We start from the raw sequence: 18165 nt of genomic DNA on the forward strand, positions 1-18165 counted from the left end.
TCCGGTCGCCGGAAATCCCCGCGCGGCCCTTGCCGGCAGATGTGCATACGCATACAGTCGTGGCACGGATCCCGACGAGGAAGGACGACCATGGCGCTCGACCCGGTCGCGTATGAGCCCTACAACGACCCGGACGACTTCATCCGGGAGGTGACCGACCGGATCTGGGTCCAGCGGGACGTGTCCTACATCGTCGACAACTACGAGCCGGACTCGATCGTCCACGGCGGGCTCGGCACCGTGGTCGGCCGCGACGGGGTGATCGAGGGCAGCCTGATGCGCATCGCGGGCACACCGCAGCACGTCGGGCAGGCGGAGGACGTGGTGTGGGAGGCCCGCGGCGACGACGCGTTCCTCAGCTCGCACCTGGTCTTCTCCGCCGACGAGATCCTCGTCGACGGCGTCGTGCGGCGGATCCGCAAGCGCACCATCGCCAACTGTCTCTACCGCCGCGGGCGGATGGTGGAGGAGTGGGTGGTGCGCGACGAGCTCGCCGACTGCCTGCAGCGGGGCATCGACCCCGCCGAGGCCGCCCGGGAGCTGCGGTTCCGCGGCTACCAGGGCTCGATGACCGAGCAGCCGCCCAAGGACGTGCTCGCGGTCGGCGACAGCGGCCCGCGGCCGGACGACTTCCGGCCCGAGTGCGAGATGGTACTGGAGTTCCTCGAGGAGGTCTGGAACTCCCGGCGCTACCAGAAGGTCACCGACTACATGCACCGTGACCTGTTCCTGCACACCGTCGGGGACCAGACCGTCGTCCGCCCGGACGGCTACCAGCGCGACCTGCTCGCGCTCGTCGCGCCGTTCCCGGACGCCAGGTTCGAGGTCCGCGACGTCCAGACCAACCACGCCGAGCGCTACGCGGGCCTGCGGATCGCGGTGACCTGGGTGATGCGCGGGACCTACCGCGGCACGCCCGCGTTCGGTCCGCTCACCGGCGGCGAGGTGGAGCTGCTCGGCGTCTCGCAGTTCCTGGTCCAGGGCGGCCGCATCGTCAAGGAGGTCCGGGTCTTCGACGAGATCGCGCTGCGTGCGCAGATCGACGCCGGCCGGACCGAGGCGTTCACCGACACCAACATCTACTGACCGGAGCACCGACATGCACGACACGGTGGTCAGCGTGGGCGAGCTCGCCCGCCGCACCGTCCGGCACGCGGACTGGGTCCCGTGCAAGGCCGCGTTCATCGACTGCCGCACCCCGGGCTCGGACCGCAAGGACAACTACTCCTTCATCGGCCCCGGGGTCACGCAGAACGCGTCCCAGCACGTCAACCTGCGCGAGCCGCACGGCTTCAACCTCGGTGCGGCGGGCATGCCGCACGGCACCACGAACAGCCTGCACCTGCACTTCACCGCCGAGGTCTTCATCAACTTCGACGGCGACTACGAGCTGCGCTGGGGCCCGGACGGCACCCAGGGCACCTACCGCAGCGTCGACGGCGACGTCGTCTCGGTCCCGCCGTGGATCTTCCGCGGCTTCACCAACGTCGGCGACGACGACGGCATCCTGCTCACCGTCCTGGGGCGCGACGACACCGGCGGCATCATCTGGGGCCCCACGGTCCTGGCCGAGGCGGCCGGTCACGGCCTGCACCTCACCGCGGACAACCGGCTCGTCGACACCGTCGCCGGGGACGCGCTGCCCGACGACGTCGCGCTGATCCGGCCGATGGAGCAGGCCGAGATCGACCGGCTCGACGTCTACACCCGCGAGCAGTTCCGTGGCCGCGTGGTGCACGCCGCCGACCGGCCGTGGGTCGCCGAGCCGTACCTGTGCTCGCGGCTGCCCGGCGGCGGCGCCGAGTTCGCCCCGGTCATCGGCTGGGGCAGTGTGGAGAGCCGGGCCGCCGTACCGCGGCTGCTCGACCCGCACGGGTTCGCGCTGGCGTGGCTGCGGGCCCTGCCCGGCGACGGCGTGCTCACCCACCGGCACGACGCGACCCAGGTGCTGACGGTGAAGGCCGGGCACTGGGCGGTCACCCTCAACACCGGCGACGACGCGCGCAGCGTCGAGCTCGGCCCGCGGGACACCCTGTCGGTGCCGCCCGGCGCCTGGCGCTCGGTGACGGCGCTCGACGCCGAGGGCGGCCGGACCGCCACCCCCGGCACCGCGGAGCTGCTGGTGGTCACCGGCGGCGACGGCCGGGTCCGGCACGAGTGGGCGCGCGAGGTCGTGGCCGCTGCCCGTGACCGGGGCCGGGTCCTCGACGCCGACGGCTACCTCGCACCGGCCGCGGTGCTGGCGTTCGCGGCCGAGGACGACTGAGGCGGCCGGGATGTCGGCGACGGACCCCACGGAGGCGGGGCCGGCGGCGGGCCCCACGGTGCCTGCACCGGAGGCGGGGCCCGTGGCCCCCGCACCGGCGGCGGCCACCGACGGCCGGGTGACGGTGGCGGCGTGCCGGATCCCGGCGCGGATCGACGCCCCGGACCCGGCGATCGCCGAGCGCGCGGTGCGCGAGGCGGTCGCCGGCGGCGCCCGGCTGGTCGTCCTGCCCGAGCTCGCCGTCTGCGGGTACGCCTTCGCCGACGCCGCCGAGGCGCGGGCCGCCGCCGAACCGGCCGACGGGCCCACCGTCGCCCGGTTCGCGGCCCTGTCGGCGGAGCTGCGCTGCGTCGTCGTGGCCGGGTTCGCGGAGCTCGGCGCCGACGGCCGGGTCTACAACAGCGCCGTCGTCGTCGAGGACGGGCTGCGGCGCGCGGTCTACCGCAAGGTCCACCTGTGGGACCGCGAGCACACGCTGTTCACCCCCGGCGACGCCGCACCTCCGGTGGTCGCGACCGCGGCCGGCCGGATCGCCCCGATGGTCTGCTACGACCTGGAGTTCCCCGAGTGGGTACGCCGGGCCGCGCAGGACGGCGCCGAGATCGTCGCCGCGCCGGTGAACTGGCCGTGGCGCCCGACCCCCGGCGGGCAGGACCCGCTGGAGGTCGCCAAGGTCCGCGCCGTCGCCGGGGCGTACCGGGTGCACGTGGTCGCCGCGGACCGCTGCGGAACCGAGCGCGGGGTCGCCTGGTTCGAGGCGCCGGTGATCGCCGACGCCGACGGGAACCTGCTCGCCGGGCCCGGCGGTCCGCCGCCGGGGGAGCCCGGCGTGCTGCTGGCCGCCCTCGACCCGGCCGCCGCCCGCGACAAGCGCCTCACCCCGCACAACCACGTCCTGCGCGACCGCAGACCCGACCTGTACCGCGAGCCCGACCCCCCACCGGAAGGACCACCACCATGGCCGGCGTGACCTACGACGCGGTGACACGGCGCTACCCGGGCTCGCCCCGGGCCGCCGTCGACGCCCTCGACCTCGAGATCGCCGACGGCGAGTTCCTCGTCCTGGTCGGGCCCTCGGGCTGCGGCAAGACCACCTCGCTGCGGATGCTCGCCGGGCTGGAGGACGTCGACGGCGGCCACATCCGGATCGGCGAGCGCGACGTCACCGGCGTCGCGCCCAAGGAACGCGACATCGCCATGGTGTTCCAGAACTACGCCCTCTACCCGCACATGTCGGTCGCCGAGAACATGGGCTTCGCGCTGCGGATGGCGGGCACCGCCAGGGCCGAGATCGCCCACCGGGTCGCCGAGGCCGCCCGCATCCTCGACCTGGAGGCCTACCTGGACCGCAAGCCCAAGGCGCTCTCGGGCGGGCAGCGTCAGCGCGTCGCGATGGGCCGCGCGATCGTCCGCCAGCCGCAGGTGTTCCTGATGGACGAGCCGCTGTCCAACCTCGACGCGAAGCTGCGCGTGCAGACCCGCACCCAGATCGCGTCGCTGCAGCGACGGCTGGGGGTCACCACCGTCTACGTCACCCACGACCAGGTCGAGGCGATGACGATGGGCGACCGAGTGGCCGTGCTCAAGGACGGCCTGCTGCAACAGTGCGCCGCCCCCGGCGAGCTGTACGCCCGGCCGGCCAACGCGTTCGTCGCCGGGTTCATCGGCTCGCCGGCGATGAACCTGCTGAGCCTCCCGGTGACCCCCGACGGGGTCCGGCTGGGCGGCGTCGACGTCGCGGTGCCGCGCGGGGCGGGGGACACGGTCACCGTGGGCGTCCGCCCGGAGGACCTGCGCCTGGCCGAGGACGGGATCCCGCTGGAGATCGACCTCGTGGAGGAGCTCGGCGCGGACGCCTACGTCTACGGCCGCGCCCGCGTCGACGGCGTCGAGCACCCGATGGTGGCCCGGGTGGACGGACGCCGCCCACCGGCGCGGGGCACCGGGGTGCACCTCGCGCCGGACCCGGCGCGCACGCACCTGTTCGCCGCCGACGGCGCCCGTCTCGGCTGACCGTGCGGGTGGGCCCGCCGGCCGCTGCTCAGTCCCGGCCCGCGGCGGCGCCCACCCGCGCGTCCCACCCGGCCCGCACGTCGGCCTCGACCGGGCGGGTCGCGAGCGACACCACGACGAAGGCGACCAGCCCCGTCCCGAGCCCGGCGAACACCGGCTCGTTGGCGTAGAGGTCGCCCAGCGCGAGCATCGTCGCGAGGGTGACCACCGTCCCGGTGCCCATCGCGGCGAGCGCCCCGGCCCGGGTGGCGCGCCGCCAGAGCAGCCCGCCCAGCACCGGCACGAGCAGCCCGCCGACCAGGATCCCGTAGGCCAGGGTGAGGGCGGCGACGACGTCGCGCAGCAGGCAGGCGATCCCGACCATGACGACGCCGAACGCGGCCACCGCCCAGCGGTTCCCGGACAGCTCGTCGTGCGCCGGGTCCGCGGTGCCCGTGGCCCCCGCGGCCGCGCCCCGCCGGCGGCGCAGCGCGCCGAGCAGGTCCTGGTCGAACACCGTCGCCGTCGCCAGCAGCGCGCCGCTGGAGGTCGACATGACCGCCGAGAGCGCAGCGGCGAGCACCAGCCCGGCCAGCACCGGCGGCATCGCGGCCTCGACGATCGCGGCGAACGCGTCGTCGCGCGAGTCCAGGCCGGGCACGACGACCTGCGCGGCGGTGCCGATCAGCGCGCCGACCACGCCGTAGGCCAGGCAGTACAGCCCGGCGCCGAACCCGGCCCAACGCGCCACGCCGGGGGAGCGGGCGGTGAACACCCGCTGCCAGATGTCCTGGCCGATCAGCAGCCCGAAGCCGTAGGTCACGAAGTAGGTGAGGATCGTGCCGCCGCCGATCGAGGTGAGCGACAGCGCGTCGGCGGGGACCGCGGCGACCAGCCCGTCCCAGCCGCCCGCCCGCCACAGCGCGACCGGCAGCAGCACCAGGAAGATCCCGACGGTCTTGATCAGGAACTGGACGAAGTCGGTGAGCGTCACCGACCACATGCCGCCCAGCGTGGAGTACACGACCACGACCGCACCGCCGATCAGGATCGACGGCACCCGCGGCAGGTCCAGCAGCACCCCGAAGATGGTCGCGTAGGCGATCGTCGAGGTGACGGCCAGCATCAGGGTGTAGGCCCACATGACGATCCCGGACGGGGCGCCGAGCCCGGTGCCGTAGCGCAGCTCCAGCATCTGCCCGACGGTGAACACCCCGAGCCGCTGGATCCGCCCGGAGAACGCCAGCGACAGCACCAGGATCCCGGCGCCGATCGCGACGACCAGCCACATCCCGGACAGCCCGTACTGGTAGCCGAGCCCGACCCCGCCGATCGTGGAGGCGCCGCCGAGGACGACCGCGGCCATCGTCCCGGAGTAGAGCCACGGCCCGAGCCGGCGCCCGGCCACGAGGAAGTCGGTGCGGTCGGTGGTGCGGCGACGCCCCCAGAACCCGAAGGCGATCATGGCGGCGAGGTAGAGCACGACGACGGCGACGTCCATGGCGGATCAGCCCTTCCGGTTGGCGGCGAGCACGGACACCAGCTCGTAGGCGACGTGGGCGGCGGCGATCCCGGTGATCTCCGCGTGGTCGTAGGCGGGGGAGACCTCGACGACGTCGGCGCCGACGACGTCGACCCCCACCAGCCCGCGCAGGCAGTGCAGCAGCTCACGGCTGGTCAGCCCGCCGGCCTCCGGGGTGCCGGTGCCGGGGGCGTGCGCGGGGTCGAGCACGTCGATGTCGACCGACACGTACACCGGCCCGGTGCCCAGCCGGCGCCGCATCCGCTCGACGACGGCGGGCACCCCGTCGGTCTGGAAGTCGTCGGTGCCGATCACCTGGAAGCCGAGGACCTCGTCGTCGGCGAGGTCCTGCTCGCTGTAGAGCGGGCCGCGGATGCCGACGTGCACGCAGCGCCGCGGGTCGAGCAACCCCTCCTGCGCGGCGTTGCGGAACGGGGTGCCGTGGGTGATGTCGGCGCCGAAGTAGGTGTCCCAGGTGTCGAGGTGGGCGTCGAAGTGCACGACGCCGACCGGCCCGTGGGTGCGGGCCACCGACCGCAGCAGCGGCAGCGCCACGGTGTGGTCCCCGCCGAGCGCGAGCAGCGTGGTGCCACCGGCGCGCAGCCGGTCCGCGGCCTGTTCGACGGTGGCGATCGCCTCGTCGATCGAGAACGGGTTGATGCCGAGGTCACCGGCGTCGGCCACTTGCTGGGCGGCGAACGGGGAGACGCCCAGCGGCGGGTGGTAGGGCCGCAGCAGCTTCGACGCCGCCCGCACGTGCGCCGGGCCGAACCGGGCGCCGGGCCGGTAGGACACCCCGGCGTCGAACGGGAGCCCCAGCACCACGACGTCGGCGTGCTCCACCTCGTCGAGGCGGGGGAGCCGGGCGAACGTGGTGGGTCCGGCGAAACGGGGGACGACGCTGGCGTCGACCGGGCCGACGGTCACGGTGGGCCTCCTCGGGGCGGCGGTCTCGGGTGCGCCCACGGTCGGGCACCGGGCACGCAGGGGGAAGTGACGAAACGTCGAAGTCCGCGCGATGATCCTCGACGTGGTGTCCATCCCGTCGTCCGGTGTCACGCTCGCGACCCTGCTCGCCGACCCCGCGCTGCGGCTCGGGCGCGCCGCCGTCGACGACGCCGACCTCGACGTCGTGGTCGCGGCGGCCGCGGTGTCGGAGCTGACCGAGCCCGGCTCGTGGCTGGAGGGCGGCGAGCTGGTGCTCACCGTGGGGTTCCTGCTGCCCTCGGACGTCGAGGGGCTCACCGCCTACGCCCGGCACCTGCGCGCGCACGGCGTCGTCGCGCTCGGGCTCGGGCTGGGTGCGGACCTGCCGCACCGCCGGGTCCCGGCCGAGCTGGTCACCGCCGCCCGCCGGGCCGGGCTGCCGCTGCTGGGGGTCCCGGACGGGGTGCCGTTCGTCGCGGTGACCCGGGCCGTGTTCGCCCACCGCGACGCCGCCGAGCGGGCCCGGCTGCAGTGGGCGCTGCGCACCCAGCGGGCGCTCACCGCGGCCGCCGTCGTCCCGGGTGGGCCGGCGGCGGTGCTCGCGGTGCACGCGCAGGCCACCGGGCGCACCGCGGTGGTCGTCGACCTGCTCGGACGGGTGCTGGCCGCCGCCCCGCCGGACGGCGCCGACGCCCTCGCCGCCGGCCTGGCGGGCACCGTCGCCGCCGTGCGTGCCCAGGGGCTGCTGGGGGCGGCGGTCGAGACCGGCGGCGGGCGCCGCCGCGAGGTGCACCCGCTGGGCTCGCACCGGATCCGGGCGCTGCTGCTCGTGGACGGGCCCGCCGCGGGACCGCACTCCAACCAGGTCACCGGGGACCTGGTGTCGCTGCTGTCGCTGGACCTGGAACGCCGCGCCGGTCTCGACGCCGCGGTGCGCCGTGGCCGGGCCCGGTTGCTCGCGTCCCTGGAACGCGGGGTGGTCGACGACGCCGTCGCCGGACGCAGGCTGGCCGCCGCCGGTCTGTCCGAACAGCCGCTGCGCGCCGCGGTCGTCGCCGCGCCGCGCCCGGACGAGCTGGCCGCCGACCTCGCCGCCGTGCTGCCCGACGCCCTGGTCCGGGTGGTGCGCGACGGCCCGGGGACCGAGCCCGCCGACCCCGCGGGCCGGGTCGAGCTGGCCGTGCCCGCGCCGGTCGACCTGGACACCGTGCTCACCACCCTGGCCGCGGGCCGCCCGGCCGGGATCGGGATCGCGGTGCGCCCCGGCGCGCTGGCGGTGTCGCTGCGCCAGGCCCGCTCGGCACTGCCGGTGGCCCGGCTGACCGGACGGACCGCGCACGCCGAGGACGTGGCGTCGAGCCGGATGCTGCTCGCGCTGCTCGACCACGACCGCCTCGGCGGGTTCGCCGACGCCGTCCTCGGCCCGTTCGACGCCGACCCGCGCGGCGCGCAGCTGCTGCGCGCGGTGGCCGCGTTCGTCGAGCGCAACGGCCACTGGGAGGCCACCGCCGCCGCGCTGGGCGTGCACCGGCACACCGTGCGGAACCGGATCGCCGCGGCCGAGCGGCTCAGCGGTCGCCGGTTGTCCTCGGCCCAGGACCGCCACGAGCTGTGGCTGGCGCTGCAGGCCCGCGACCTCGGCCGGGCCGGTGACGACACCCCGCCCGCGGGCGGGGCGGGCGCCGATCGGTTCTGACGGCGGGGTGCCCCCGTTCCGCTCCCGCCCCGCCCACCACGCCGCCGCACGTGCGGATCACCACCCTGGTCCGGCGCACCTTGACGGGACCCCGGGCCGCCACCGAAGGTGACTCACGACAACCGAAGACGGCGAGCGGGAACCAGGAAGCCGGTGCGAGTCCGGCGCGGTCCCGCCACTGTGACCCCCGGCCACGGCCGGGGGGAGCCAGACACTGCGCCCGTTCGCCGCGCCACCCCACCCGGGACGAGGATCCCGAGGAAGGTCCGTCGATGACGCGCGCCCATGCTGTGCCCGGAGCCCTCCGGTGATCCTCCTGTTGTCCACCTCGGACACCGACCTGCTCTCGGCCCGGTCCTCGGGCGCGGACTACCGCCTCGCCAACCCGAACCGGGTCACCCACGACGAGCTGGCCGAGATGGCCGACGCCGCCGACGTCGTCGTCGTCCGTGTCCTCGGCGGGTACCGCTACTTCGAGGAGGGCCTGGACCTGCTGCGGGCCCGCGCGACGCCGCTGGTCTGCCTGGGCGGGGAGATGGCCCCGGACGCGGAGATGATGGAGCTGTCCTCGGTGCCCGCGGGCGTCGCGGCCCAGGCGCACACCTACCTGGCACAGGGCGGCACCGAGAACCTGGCGCAGCTGCACGCGTTCCTGTCCGACACCGTGCTGCTCACCGGTGAGGGCTTCGCGCCGCCGGTGGATCTGCCCGAGTGGGGTGAGCTGTCCGTCCCGGCCACCGACGTCGACGGTCCGACGGTCGCGGTGCTGTTCTACCGCGCCCAGTTCCTCGCCGGGAACACCCGCTACATCGAGGCCCTCTGCGAGCAGATCGCGGCGAAGGGCGCCCGCGCGCTGCCGATCTGGTGCGCGTCGCTGCGCCAGGCCCCGGCCGCTCTGCTCGAGCGGCTGCGCGAGGCCGACGCCATGGTCGTCACCGTGCTCGCCGCGGGCGGTACCAAGCCCGCCGGCGCCCAGGCCGGTGGCGAGGACGAGGAGTGGGACGTCACCGAGCTGGCCGCGCTCGACGTCCCGATCCTGCAGGGCCTGTGCCTGACCAGCTCCCGGGCCACCTGGGAGGCCAACGACGACGGGATGTCCCCGCTCGACGTCGCCACCCAGGTCGCGGTGCCGGAGTTCGACGGCCGGCTGATCACCGTCCCGTTCTCGTTCAAGGAGACCGACGCCGACGGCCTCTCGGTCTACGTCCCCGACGACGAGCGGGCCGCCCGGGTCGCCGGGATCGCCGTGAAGCACGCGACGCTGCGCCGGGTCCCGAACGCGGACAAGAAGATCGTGCTGATGCTGTCGGCGTACCCGACCAAGCACGCGCGGATCGGGAACGCGGTCGGGCTGGACACCCCGGCGTCGACGGTGGCGCTGCTGCGCACGATGGCCGCGGCGGGCTACGCGGTCGCCACCGAGGGCGAGGCGGCGTTCCCGGGCGTCGAGGCCGGCGACGGCGACGCGCTCATGCACGCCCTGATCGAGGCCGGCGGGCAGGACCCGGACTGGCTCACCGAGGACAAGCTGGCCGGCAACCCGGTCCGCATCTCCGCCGCGACCTACCGCAGCTGGTTCGACACGCTGCCCGAGGACTTCCGCGACGGCGTCGTCGAGCACTGGGGCGAGGCGCCGGGCGAGCACTACGTCGACCGCTCGCAGAACCCGGACGGCGACATCGTCGTCGCGGCGCTGCGCCGCGGGAACGTCGTGCTGATCGTGCAGCCGCCGCGCGGTTTCGGGGAGAACCCGGTCGCGATCTACCACGACCCGGACCTGCCGCCGTCGCACCACTACCTGGGCGCCTACCGCTGGCTGGCCGCGCCGGAGTCCGAGGGCGGGTTCGGTGCGCACGCGATCGTGCACATCGGCAAGCACGGCAACCTGGAGTGGCTGCCCGGCAAGACACTGGGGATGTCGGCCTCCTGCGGCACCGACGCCGTCCTCGGCGACCTGCCGCTGGTCTACCCCTTCCTGGTGAACGACCCCGGCGAGGGCACGCAGGCCAAGCGCCGTGCGCACGCCACCCTGGTCGACCACCTCATCCCGCCGATGGCGCGCGCCGAGTCCTACGGCGACATCGCCCGCCTGGAGCAGCTGCTCGACGAGCACGCCAACATCTCCGCGCTGGACCCGGCGAAGCTGCCCGCGATCCGCCAGCAGATCTGGACGCTGATGACCGCGGCGCAGATGCACCAGGACCTCGGGCTGGAGCAGCGTCCCGACGAGGACGTCTTCGACGACATGCTCATGCACGTCGACGGCTGGCTGTGCGAGATCAAGGACGTCCAGATCCGCGACGGCCTGCACGTGCTCGCCCAGGCCCCGGCCGGGGAGCAGCGCGTCGACCTGGTGCTGGCGGTGCTCCGCGCCCGGCAGATGTGGGGCGGCGAGCAGTCGGTCCCCGGTCTGCGCCAGGCCCTCAGGCTGGTCGAGGACGGCTCGGAGACCAACGCCCGCACCGACGCCGTCGAGCAGGTGGCCCGCGCCCTCGTCGCGGCGATGGAGTCCCGCGGCTGGGACCCGGCCGCAGTCGACGCCGTCGTCGACGAGCACCTGACCCCCGGCCCGGCCGGCTCCGAGGTGCTCTCCGCCGTGGACGCCGACGGGGTGCGTGCGGTGCTGCGCTTCGCCGCCGACGAGGTCGTGCCGCGGCTCGACGCCACCGCGCACGAGCTCGACCGGGTGCTGCACGCCCTCGACGGCGGCTTCATCCCGGCCGGCCCGTCCGGCTCCCCGCTGCGCGGGCTGGTCAACGTGCTCCCGACCGGGCGGAACTTCTACTCGGTCGACCCGAAGGCCGTCCCGTCGAAGCTGGCCTGGGAGACCGGGCAGGCGATGGCCGAGTCGCTGGTCGAGCGCTACCGGGCCGACCACGGCGAGTACCCGCGCAGCGTCGGCCTGTCGGTGTGGGGGACCAGCGCGATGCGGACCTCCGGCGACGACGTCGCCGAGGTGTTCGCCCTGCTCGGCGTCCGCCCGGTGTGGGACGACGCGAGCCGCCGCGTCCGCAGCCTGGAGGTGATCGACCTCGACGAGCTCGGCCGCCCGCGCGTCGACGTCACGGTCCGCATCTCCGGGTTCTTCCGCGACGCGTTCCCGCACGTGCTGGCCCTGCTCGACGACGCGGTGAAGCTGGTCGCCGAGCTGGACGAGACCCCGGAGCAGAACTACGTCCGCGCCCACGTCGAGGCCGATCGCGAGCGCACCGGCGACGACCGCCGCGCCCGCACCCGGATCTTCGGCTCCAAGCCGGGCACCTACGGCGCCGGGCTGCTCCAGCTCGTCGACTCCCGCGACTGGCGCGGCGACGCCGACCTCGCCGAGGTCTACTCCACCTGGGGCGGCTACGCCTACGGCCGCGGCCTCGACGGCGTCCCGGCCCGGGACGACATGGAGAACGCCTACCGGCGGATCGCGGTGGCGGCCAAGAACATCGACACCCGCGAGCACGACATCGCCGACTCCGACGACTACTACCAGTACCACGGCGGCATGGTCGCCACGGTGCGCGCGCTGACCGGCACCGCGCCGGCCGCCTACGTCGGGGACTCGACCCGTCCGGAGGCGGTGCGCACCCGCAGCCTGCACGAGGAGACCGCCCGGGTCTTCCGTGCCCGCGTGGTGAACCCGCGCTGGATCGCCGCGATGCGCCGGCACGGCTACAAGGGCGCGTTCGAGATGGCCGCGACCGTCGACTACCTGTTCGGCTGGGACGCCACCACCGGCGTCATCGCGGACTGGCAGTACGAGACGCTGACCGCCGAGTACGTGCTGGACCCGGACAACCGCAAGTTCCTGTCCGAGTCCAACCCGTGGGCGCTGCACGGCATGGCCGAACGACTGCTGGAGGCCGTCGACCGCGGGCTCTGGGAGAGCCCGGAGCAGGCGACGCTGGACGCGCTGCGCCAGGCCTACCTGGAGTCCGAGGGCGACATCGAGGGTGACTGATCCCGTCGTGCCCCGGCCCGGGCCACGCCCCCTCGTCGAGCGGGTCGTGGCCCGGGCCGTCGGCGGTGGTCAGCCGCCCGTGGTGATCTCGATGCGGTTCACCACGGTGTCCGCGGCGAAGTCGTGCGCCTCGACCACGGTCCGCCCGCCGTCGACGACCAGCCGCAGCCCCTGGTTCATCGCCCGGGTCGGGGCGGCCACCTCGCTGCCGTCCGGCGCGGTCGACCACTGCGTCTGCAGTGAGCCGGTGTTGACGGCGGTGAACCCCTCGGGGTGGCCGCCCGGGACGGTGCGGCGGACCGCCCAGTCGTCGAGCCCCAGGTCGTAGTGGGTGTGCCCGGTCAGGAACACGACGTCGGGATGGTCGCCCATGATCTGCAGCAGCCGGTCGTGCTCGGGCCGCGGGTACTGGCAGCAGTAGTTGTCCGCGCCCGTGGCACCCCGGGTCCCCGACACGGTGTCGAGCAGCGGGTGGTGGGAGAACACGAGCACCGGACCCGGCCGGGCCGAGGCGCGGTCGAGCTCGCGGTCGAACCAGTCCAGCTGCTCGTCGCCGAGGACGGCATAGGCGTCGTCGCCCGGCGCCGCCACGCTGCCGAGGAACAGCACCGGCACCCCACGGACGTCGCTGCGGTGGTAGGGCGCCGGCATCCCGGTGTAGCGCAGGAACCGCTCGGTGAGCACGGCGTCCGGCTCCCCGGTGTAGTACTCGTGGTTGCCGATCGCGGCCAGCGTTCGGGCCCGCGGCGGACCGGCGGCCAGCGCGGCGGTGAACGCCTCGTACTCGGCGACCGTGCCGGAGGGGACCAGATCGCCGTTGACGACGAGCGCGTCGGCGGGACCGGGGCCGTCGGCGTCGCGGCCGAGGTCGTCCAGATCCGCGAGGGTGTGTGCGAGGTCGGGCAGATCACCCTGCACGTCGCTGACCACGTCGAGCACGGCCCGCGGCCCGGCCTGCGGCGCGGGAGCGGCGAGGGCGGCCGGCGCGACGGCGAGGGACAGGGCGAGCACCGCTGCGGCGACGAGGCGGATGCGGGGGGACGGGCGGGTCACGGGACCTCCGGGGGAGTGGGGACGACGACGCCCACCCTCACCCGGCCGGGTGATCACCAGACCGACGGCAGGTGTCGATCCGGACACGGCGGCCCGAACCGGTCGCCTCAGGCGCGGACGCGGGTCCGCCCCGCGGTCACCGCGCCGATCCCGGAGAGGCAGGCCACGACCGCGACGAGCACCGGCAGCGCGACCGCGGGCGAACCCAGCGCCACCAGCAGCGCCCCGCCCAGACCGACGAACACCGCCGTCGCGAGCTGGTCGAGCAGCTGGGCCGCCGAGGAGTGCGCACCGACGTCACCGGCGTCGGAGTGGGCCAGGGTCAGGTAGGCGATCGCGGAGAACGCCACGCCCATCCCGAGCCCGGACACGCCCCAGAACCCCACGGCGAGCCAGCCCGGCAGCAGCCCGGCGGCGACCGGGACCAGCGCGACCTGGCCCGCGGCGATCATCGCGAACCCGGTGCGCAGCATCAGTGCGCGGTCGGCGTCGGGTCTGCGGGCCTGCCAGGCGGCGGCGCCCGACCAGCCCAGCGACGCGACGATCAGCGGCGTCCCGGCGGCGGTCAGCGACCAGCCGTGCGTCGCGGTGAGCACCAGGGGCAGGAACGACACGACCGGGAAGAACGCCCCGGCGACCAGGCCGCGGGCCGCGACGACCGCGGCGATGCCCGGGCGCGCGACGACGGTCCCGCGGGGCAGCAGCCTGCGCAGCGACGGCACCAGCACCGCGAGCGCGACGACGCCGGCCACCGCCCCGCCGACGTCGAGGTTCTCCAGCGCCCAGCTCAGCCCGGCGACGCCGACCGCGGCACCGAGTGCCGCGGGCACCAGACCCGTCCCACGGTCGCCGGCCGCCGGACCGGTGGGCGGTCGCAGGACGCGCACCACCGGCGCGATCAGCACCAGGGCCAGCCCCACCACCGGCAGCAGACCGAGGAAGACCCAGTGCCAGGAGAGGTGCTCGGTGACCAGCCCGGCCAGTGGCGGGCCGACGAGCGCGGGCAGCACCCACGCCGAGGAGATCAGCCCGAACACCACCGGGCGCGCCCGCGTGGGGTACACCTCGGCGACGAGCACGTACACCGCGACACCCTGGGCTCCCGCACCCAGCCCCTGCAGGACCCGTCCGGCCAGCAGCCCGGCCATCGTCGTCGCGAACCCGGCGACGATCAAGCCCGCCCCGAACAGGACCGGCGCGGCGACGAGCGGCACCCGCGGGCCCCGGACGTCGCACCAGCGACCGCCGGCGACGGTGCCGAAGACCGCCGCGGCCAGGAACAGCACGAACGGCCAGGCGTACCGGGAGACCCCGCCCAGGTCGGCGACGACGGCGGGCATCGCGGTCCCCACACCCATCGCCTCGAACGCGGTCAGGCTGATCAGCAGCAGGATCCCGACGGTCGTCGGCGCGCGGCCCGGGGACCAGACCCCCGCACCGTCCGTCCGCGCCTCGACCACGGCGCCACCCTGCTCCCTGAACCCGGGTGCAGGTCAAGCCGATTCAGGGAGCGCCTGGTCGGCGACCTGGCCGTGGTGGCGCAGGTCGCCGACCGGGACGCGGTGCCGGCGCGGCCGTGCGGTCGGCACCGGGAGCGCTCAGCCCAGCGCCGGGACGATCGCCTCGACCAGGTGCGGGCCCGGCTCTGCCTGCGCCCGCCGCAGCGCGTCGAGCAGGCCCTCGGTGGTGGTGACCCGCTCGGCGGGCACCCCCAGCCCGGTCGCCAGCGCGGTGAAGTCCGGCGTCGGGTCGGAGAGGTCGAGCATCCGTCCCGCCCGCCCCGAGTGGGCCGCCTCCCCGGCACCGGTGCGGGCGAGCTCCACCCGCAGGATCGAGTAGGCCGCGTTGTTGATCAGGACGACGGTGACGTCGAGCCGCTCGCGGGCCATCGTCCACAGTGCCTGCAGCGTGTAGAGCGCGCTGCCGTCGGCCTGCACCGCCACCACCGGACGGTCCGGGGCGGCGACGGCGGCGCCCACCGCGGCGGGCAGCCCCATCCCGATCGCGCCGCCGGTCAGCGCGAGCTGGGTGTGCCGCGGCGCGGTCTGCAACGACATCGCCAGCGACGCCGTCGCCGTCAGCGCCTCGTCGACCACGATCGCGTCCTGCGGCAGCGTCGCGGCGACGCCGGCGCACAGCCCCCGCACGTCGAGCGGCCCCGGCGCGGGCTCCGGCGCCTCGTGCGGGGCGAGCGCGGCGGCCGCGTCCCCGGAGACGACGTCGGCGAGGGCCTCCAGCGCGGCCGTCGCGTCGGTCGTCGCGTCGGCCAGCCCCACCACGGCGGCACCCTCGGGCACCAGGTCCCCGGGCACGCCCGGGTAGCCGAAGAACGACACCGGCGACCGCGCCCCGGCCAGCACCAGCGACGACGTGCCGTCCAGCTGTGCGATCGCCTGCTCGGCGAAGTAGGCCAGCTTGTCGATGCGGGTCCGGCCGGCGCCGGTCTCCCAGCGCCGGGGGAAGGTCTCCACCAGCAGCCGTGTCCCGGTCGCCGCGGCGATCCGCCCGGCGGCGTCGACGCCCGCCGCGCTCAGTGCGGGCCCGCCCAGCAGCAGCGTCGCGCCGGGCGCGCGGACGGCGTCGGCGGCCGCGGCGACCCGTGAGGCGTCCGGCGGGACCGGCCCGGTGACCGGCAGCGGCGGGGCGAGCGACGCACCCTCGGACCAGGACACGTCGGCGGGCAGCACCAGCGTCGCGACCTGCCCGCCGCGCTCGCCGGTCGCGGCGAGGGCACGCATGGCGTCGGCGGCGACGTCGCGGACGTCGCCGCTGGTGTGCACCCACCCGGACACGGTCCGTGCGACCGCGGTGATGTCGGACTGCAGCGGCGCGTCGAACCGGACGTGGTCTGTCGCGTGCCCCCCGACGACGCACAGCAGCGGGATCCCGGCCCGGCGCGCGTTGTGCAGGTTCGCCAACCCGTTGCCCAGCCCCGGCCCCAGGTGCAGCAGCACCGCCGCGGGCTTCCCGGCGATGCGCGCGTAGGCGTCGGCGGCGCCGGTCGCGACGCCCTCGAACAGGGCCAGCACGCCACGCATCTCCGGCACCGCGTCGAGCGCCTGCACGAAGTGCATCTCCGAGGTGCCCGGGTTCATGAAGCACACGTCGACACCGGCCGCGGTGAGCGACCCGACCAGCGCCTCGGCGCCCCTCACGACCGGTTCCCGATCTGTACGGTCCACATGGTCGGTGAGTCCACACGATGTGACGCGCGCCCGCAGGACCCGGGTTCGAGTTGCGCCCCGCAGCGCCAGGGCGGGGAATGAGGGACTGTGAGCGACGACCGCACCGCCCCCGAGGTGTACACCCCCGACCCCCGACGCTGGCGGGCACTGTCGGTCTGCCTGGTCGCCGGGTTCATGAGCCTGCTCGACGTCAGCATCGTCAACGTCGCGCTGCCCGCCATGCAGACCGCGCTGCGGGCCTCGGCCGCGCAGCTGTCCTGGATCGTGTCCGGCTACGCGCTCACGTTCGGCCTGGTCCTGGTCGCGTCCGGACGGCTGGGCGACGACCGTGGCCGCCGTCGCATGTTCGTCACCGGGCTGGCGCTGTTCACCCTCACCAGCGCCGTCGCCGGGTTCGCGCCGAACCCGGAGGTGCTCGTCGCGGTCCGGCTGGTGCAGGGTGTCGCGGCCGGGCTGCTGTCCCCGCAGGTCGTCGGGTTCATCCAGGACCTGTTCCGCGGTCCGGAGCGGGGCACCGCGTTCGGCATGTTCGGCGCCGTCGTCGGGATCTCCACCGCGGTCGGCCCACTGCTCGGCGGGCTGTTGCTGGCCTGGGCCGGCGACGCCGACGGCTGGCGCTGGGTCTTCTTCGTCAACATCCCGATCGGCGTCGCGGCGCTGGTCGCCGCGTTCCGGCTGTTGCCGGCCGACACCGCGCCGGCGGGGGAACGGCGCCCGCTGGACCTGGGCGGTTCGGCGCTGCTCGGTGTCGCCGTCGTCGCGCTGATGCTGCCGCTGGTGCTCGCCGAGCGGGACCCGGCGTCGGCGCCCTGGTGGCTGGTCGCGGTCTCGGTCGTGGCGCTGGTGGCGTTCGTGGCGTGGGAGCGGCGGGCCAAGCGCGTCCACGGCCACCCGCTGGTCGACTTCGCGCTGCTGCGGACCCGCAGCTACGCCGTCGGCGCCTCGCTCGGCGCCGTCTACTTCGCCGGGTTCACCTCGATCTTCTTCGTGCTCACCCTCTACCTGCAGAACGGGCTGGGATACACCCCGTTGCAGACCGGTCTCACGCTGACGGCGTTCGCGCTGGGCTCGGCCGTCACCTCCGCCCTGAGCGGACGCCTGGTGGCGCGCTTCGGGCAGCCGATGATCGTCGTCGGGCTGGCGACGGTGATGGTCGGGCTCGGTGTCACCGACCTCGTCCTCGCCGCGACCGCGCACAGCCCGTGGACCGGGCTCGCGATCGCCGGGCCGCTGCTGCTCGCCGGGGCGGGCGGCGGGCTGGTGATCGCCCCGAACCAGACCCTCGCGCTGTCGGAGATCCCGCACACCTCCGGCGGCACCGCGGGCGGGGTGCTGCAGACCGGGCAGCGGATCGGGACGGCGATCGGGCTGTCCGCGGTCGGTGCGGTGTTCTTCGGCAGGCTCACCGCGTCCGGCGGGGACTGGGCGGACGCCATCTCGCACGGCCTGCTCATCACCGTCGGGCTGGTGGCGCTGGCCCTGGTGCTCGGTGTCGCCGACCTGGTCGCGGCCCGGCGCGCCCGGGGCAGGGGCACGCCGGCGACCGCGACCGGCCGGCGGTAGAGGTCAGAA

General features: G+C 75.2%; 12 protein-coding genes and 1 riboswitch. Of the genes, 7 read left to right on the top strand and 5 right to left on the bottom strand.

The window, feature by feature from the left end; genetic code table 11:
• The first annotated feature begins 90 nt into the window (after positions 1-90).
• The 4 genes from Ae717Ps2_RS09570 to Ae717Ps2_RS09585 all read left to right on the top strand — a co-directional run bounded on the left by Ae717Ps2_RS09570 (position 91) and on the right by Ae717Ps2_RS09585 (position 4279).
• On the top strand, positions 91-1086 hold the full coding sequence (locus tag Ae717Ps2_RS09570) for an ester cyclase (protein WP_075305768.1): 996 nt from the start codon (positions 91-93) through the stop codon (positions 1084-1086).
• 13 nt (positions 1087-1099) lie between these two features.
• Positions 1100-2266, top strand: a complete 1167-nt coding sequence (locus tag Ae717Ps2_RS09575; protein WP_075305769.1) for a hypothetical protein — start codon at positions 1100-1102, stop codon at positions 2264-2266.
• Positions 2267-2348: 82 nt separating this feature from the next.
• The gene (locus Ae717Ps2_RS09580) at positions 2349-3236 is read left to right on the top strand and encodes a nitrilase-related carbon-nitrogen hydrolase (protein WP_075311644.1); all 888 of its coding nucleotides are present in this window, start codon (positions 2349-2351) and stop codon (positions 3234-3236) included.
• Positions 3224-4279 (top strand): ABC transporter ATP-binding protein, encoded by a 1056-nt coding sequence (locus Ae717Ps2_RS09585; RefSeq protein WP_020624048.1) that lies wholly within the window; start codon positions 3224-3226, stop codon positions 4277-4279. The genes Ae717Ps2_RS09580 and Ae717Ps2_RS09585 overlap by 13 nt, the downstream gene beginning before the upstream one ends.
• 28 nt (positions 4280-4307) lie before the next feature.
• On the opposite strand, the gene Ae717Ps2_RS09590 is transcribed toward Ae717Ps2_RS09585, so the two are convergent.
• Together Ae717Ps2_RS09590 and speB are read right to left on the bottom strand one after the other, a co-directional pair.
• Complete coding sequence (locus tag Ae717Ps2_RS09590; protein ID WP_075333243.1) at positions 4308-5759, bottom strand: sodium:solute symporter; 1452 nt, start codon at positions 5757-5759, stop codon at positions 4308-4310.
• A gap of 6 nt (positions 5760-5765) precedes the next feature.
• Complete coding sequence (speB, locus tag Ae717Ps2_RS09595) at positions 5766-6707, bottom strand: agmatinase (protein WP_198932157.1); 942 nt, start codon at positions 6705-6707, stop codon at positions 5766-5768.
• 91 nt (positions 6708-6798) lie between these two features.
• Here speB and Ae717Ps2_RS09600 point away from each other — a divergent pair, with 91 nt between their 5' ends.
• Positions 6799-8403, top strand: a complete 1605-nt coding sequence (locus tag Ae717Ps2_RS09600; RefSeq protein WP_075305772.1) for a PucR family transcriptional regulator — start codon at positions 6799-6801, stop codon at positions 8401-8403.
• 140 nt (positions 8404-8543) lie between these two features.
• A riboswitch (cobalamin riboswitch) is annotated at positions 8544-8620 on the top strand.
• A gap of 90 nt (positions 8621-8710) precedes the next feature.
• Positions 8711-12355 (top strand): cobaltochelatase subunit CobN, encoded by a 3645-nt coding sequence (gene cobN / locus Ae717Ps2_RS09605; protein ID WP_075333245.1) that lies wholly within the window; start codon positions 8711-8713, stop codon positions 12353-12355.
• Positions 12356-12424: 69 nt separating this feature from the next.
• Here the strand turns inward: cobN and Ae717Ps2_RS09610 are convergent, their stop codons facing one another.
• From Ae717Ps2_RS09610 to Ae717Ps2_RS09620, 3 genes are all read right to left on the bottom strand, one after another.
• The gene (locus Ae717Ps2_RS09610) at positions 12425-13408 is read right to left on the bottom strand and encodes a DUF4073 domain-containing protein (protein ID WP_075305774.1); all 984 of its coding nucleotides are present in this window, start codon (positions 13406-13408) and stop codon (positions 12425-12427) included.
• Positions 13409-13515: 107 nt separating this feature from the next.
• Positions 13516-14868, bottom strand: a complete 1353-nt coding sequence (locus tag Ae717Ps2_RS09615) for an MFS transporter (protein ID WP_075305775.1) — start codon at positions 14866-14868, stop codon at positions 13516-13518.
• Positions 14869-15006: 138 nt separating this feature from the next.
• Positions 15007-16563, bottom strand: a complete 1557-nt coding sequence (locus Ae717Ps2_RS09620; RefSeq protein ID WP_075333246.1) for an acetolactate synthase large subunit — start codon at positions 16561-16563, stop codon at positions 15007-15009.
• A 117-nt stretch (positions 16564-16680) separates the two neighbouring features.
• Here Ae717Ps2_RS09620 and Ae717Ps2_RS09625 point away from each other — a divergent pair, with 117 nt between their 5' ends.
• Positions 16681-18156, top strand: a complete 1476-nt coding sequence (locus Ae717Ps2_RS09625) for an MFS transporter (RefSeq protein ID WP_075333247.1) — start codon at positions 16681-16683, stop codon at positions 18154-18156.
• The last annotated feature ends 9 nt before the right edge of the window (positions 18157-18165 follow it).

This window comes from Pseudonocardia sp. Ae717_Ps2 (assembly GCF_001932475.1).
Taxonomy (GTDB): domain Bacteria; phylum Actinomycetota; class Actinomycetes; order Mycobacteriales; family Pseudonocardiaceae; genus Pseudonocardia.

What these genes read in the sequence shown, in the direction of transcription:
- Ae717Ps2_RS09570 (WP_075305768.1), top strand. Translation starts at nt 91, where the DNA reads ATGGCGCTCGACCCGGTCGCGTATGAGCCCTACAACGACCCGGACGAC.
- Ae717Ps2_RS09575 (WP_075305769.1), top strand. Translation starts at nt 1,100, where the DNA reads ATGCACGACACGGTGGTCAGCGTGGGCGAGCTCGCCCGCCGCACCGTC.
- Ae717Ps2_RS09585 (WP_020624048.1), top strand. Translation starts at nt 3,224, where the DNA reads ATGGCCGGCGTGACCTACGACGCGGTGACACGGCGCTACCCGGGCTCG.
- Ae717Ps2_RS09590 (WP_075333243.1), bottom strand. Translation starts at nt 5,759, where the DNA reads ATGGACGTCGCCGTCGTCGTGCTCTACCTCGCCGCCATGATCGCCTTC.
- Ae717Ps2_RS09600 (WP_075305772.1), top strand. Translation starts at nt 6,799, where the DNA reads ATGATCCTCGACGTGGTGTCCATCCCGTCGTCCGGTGTCACGCTCGCG.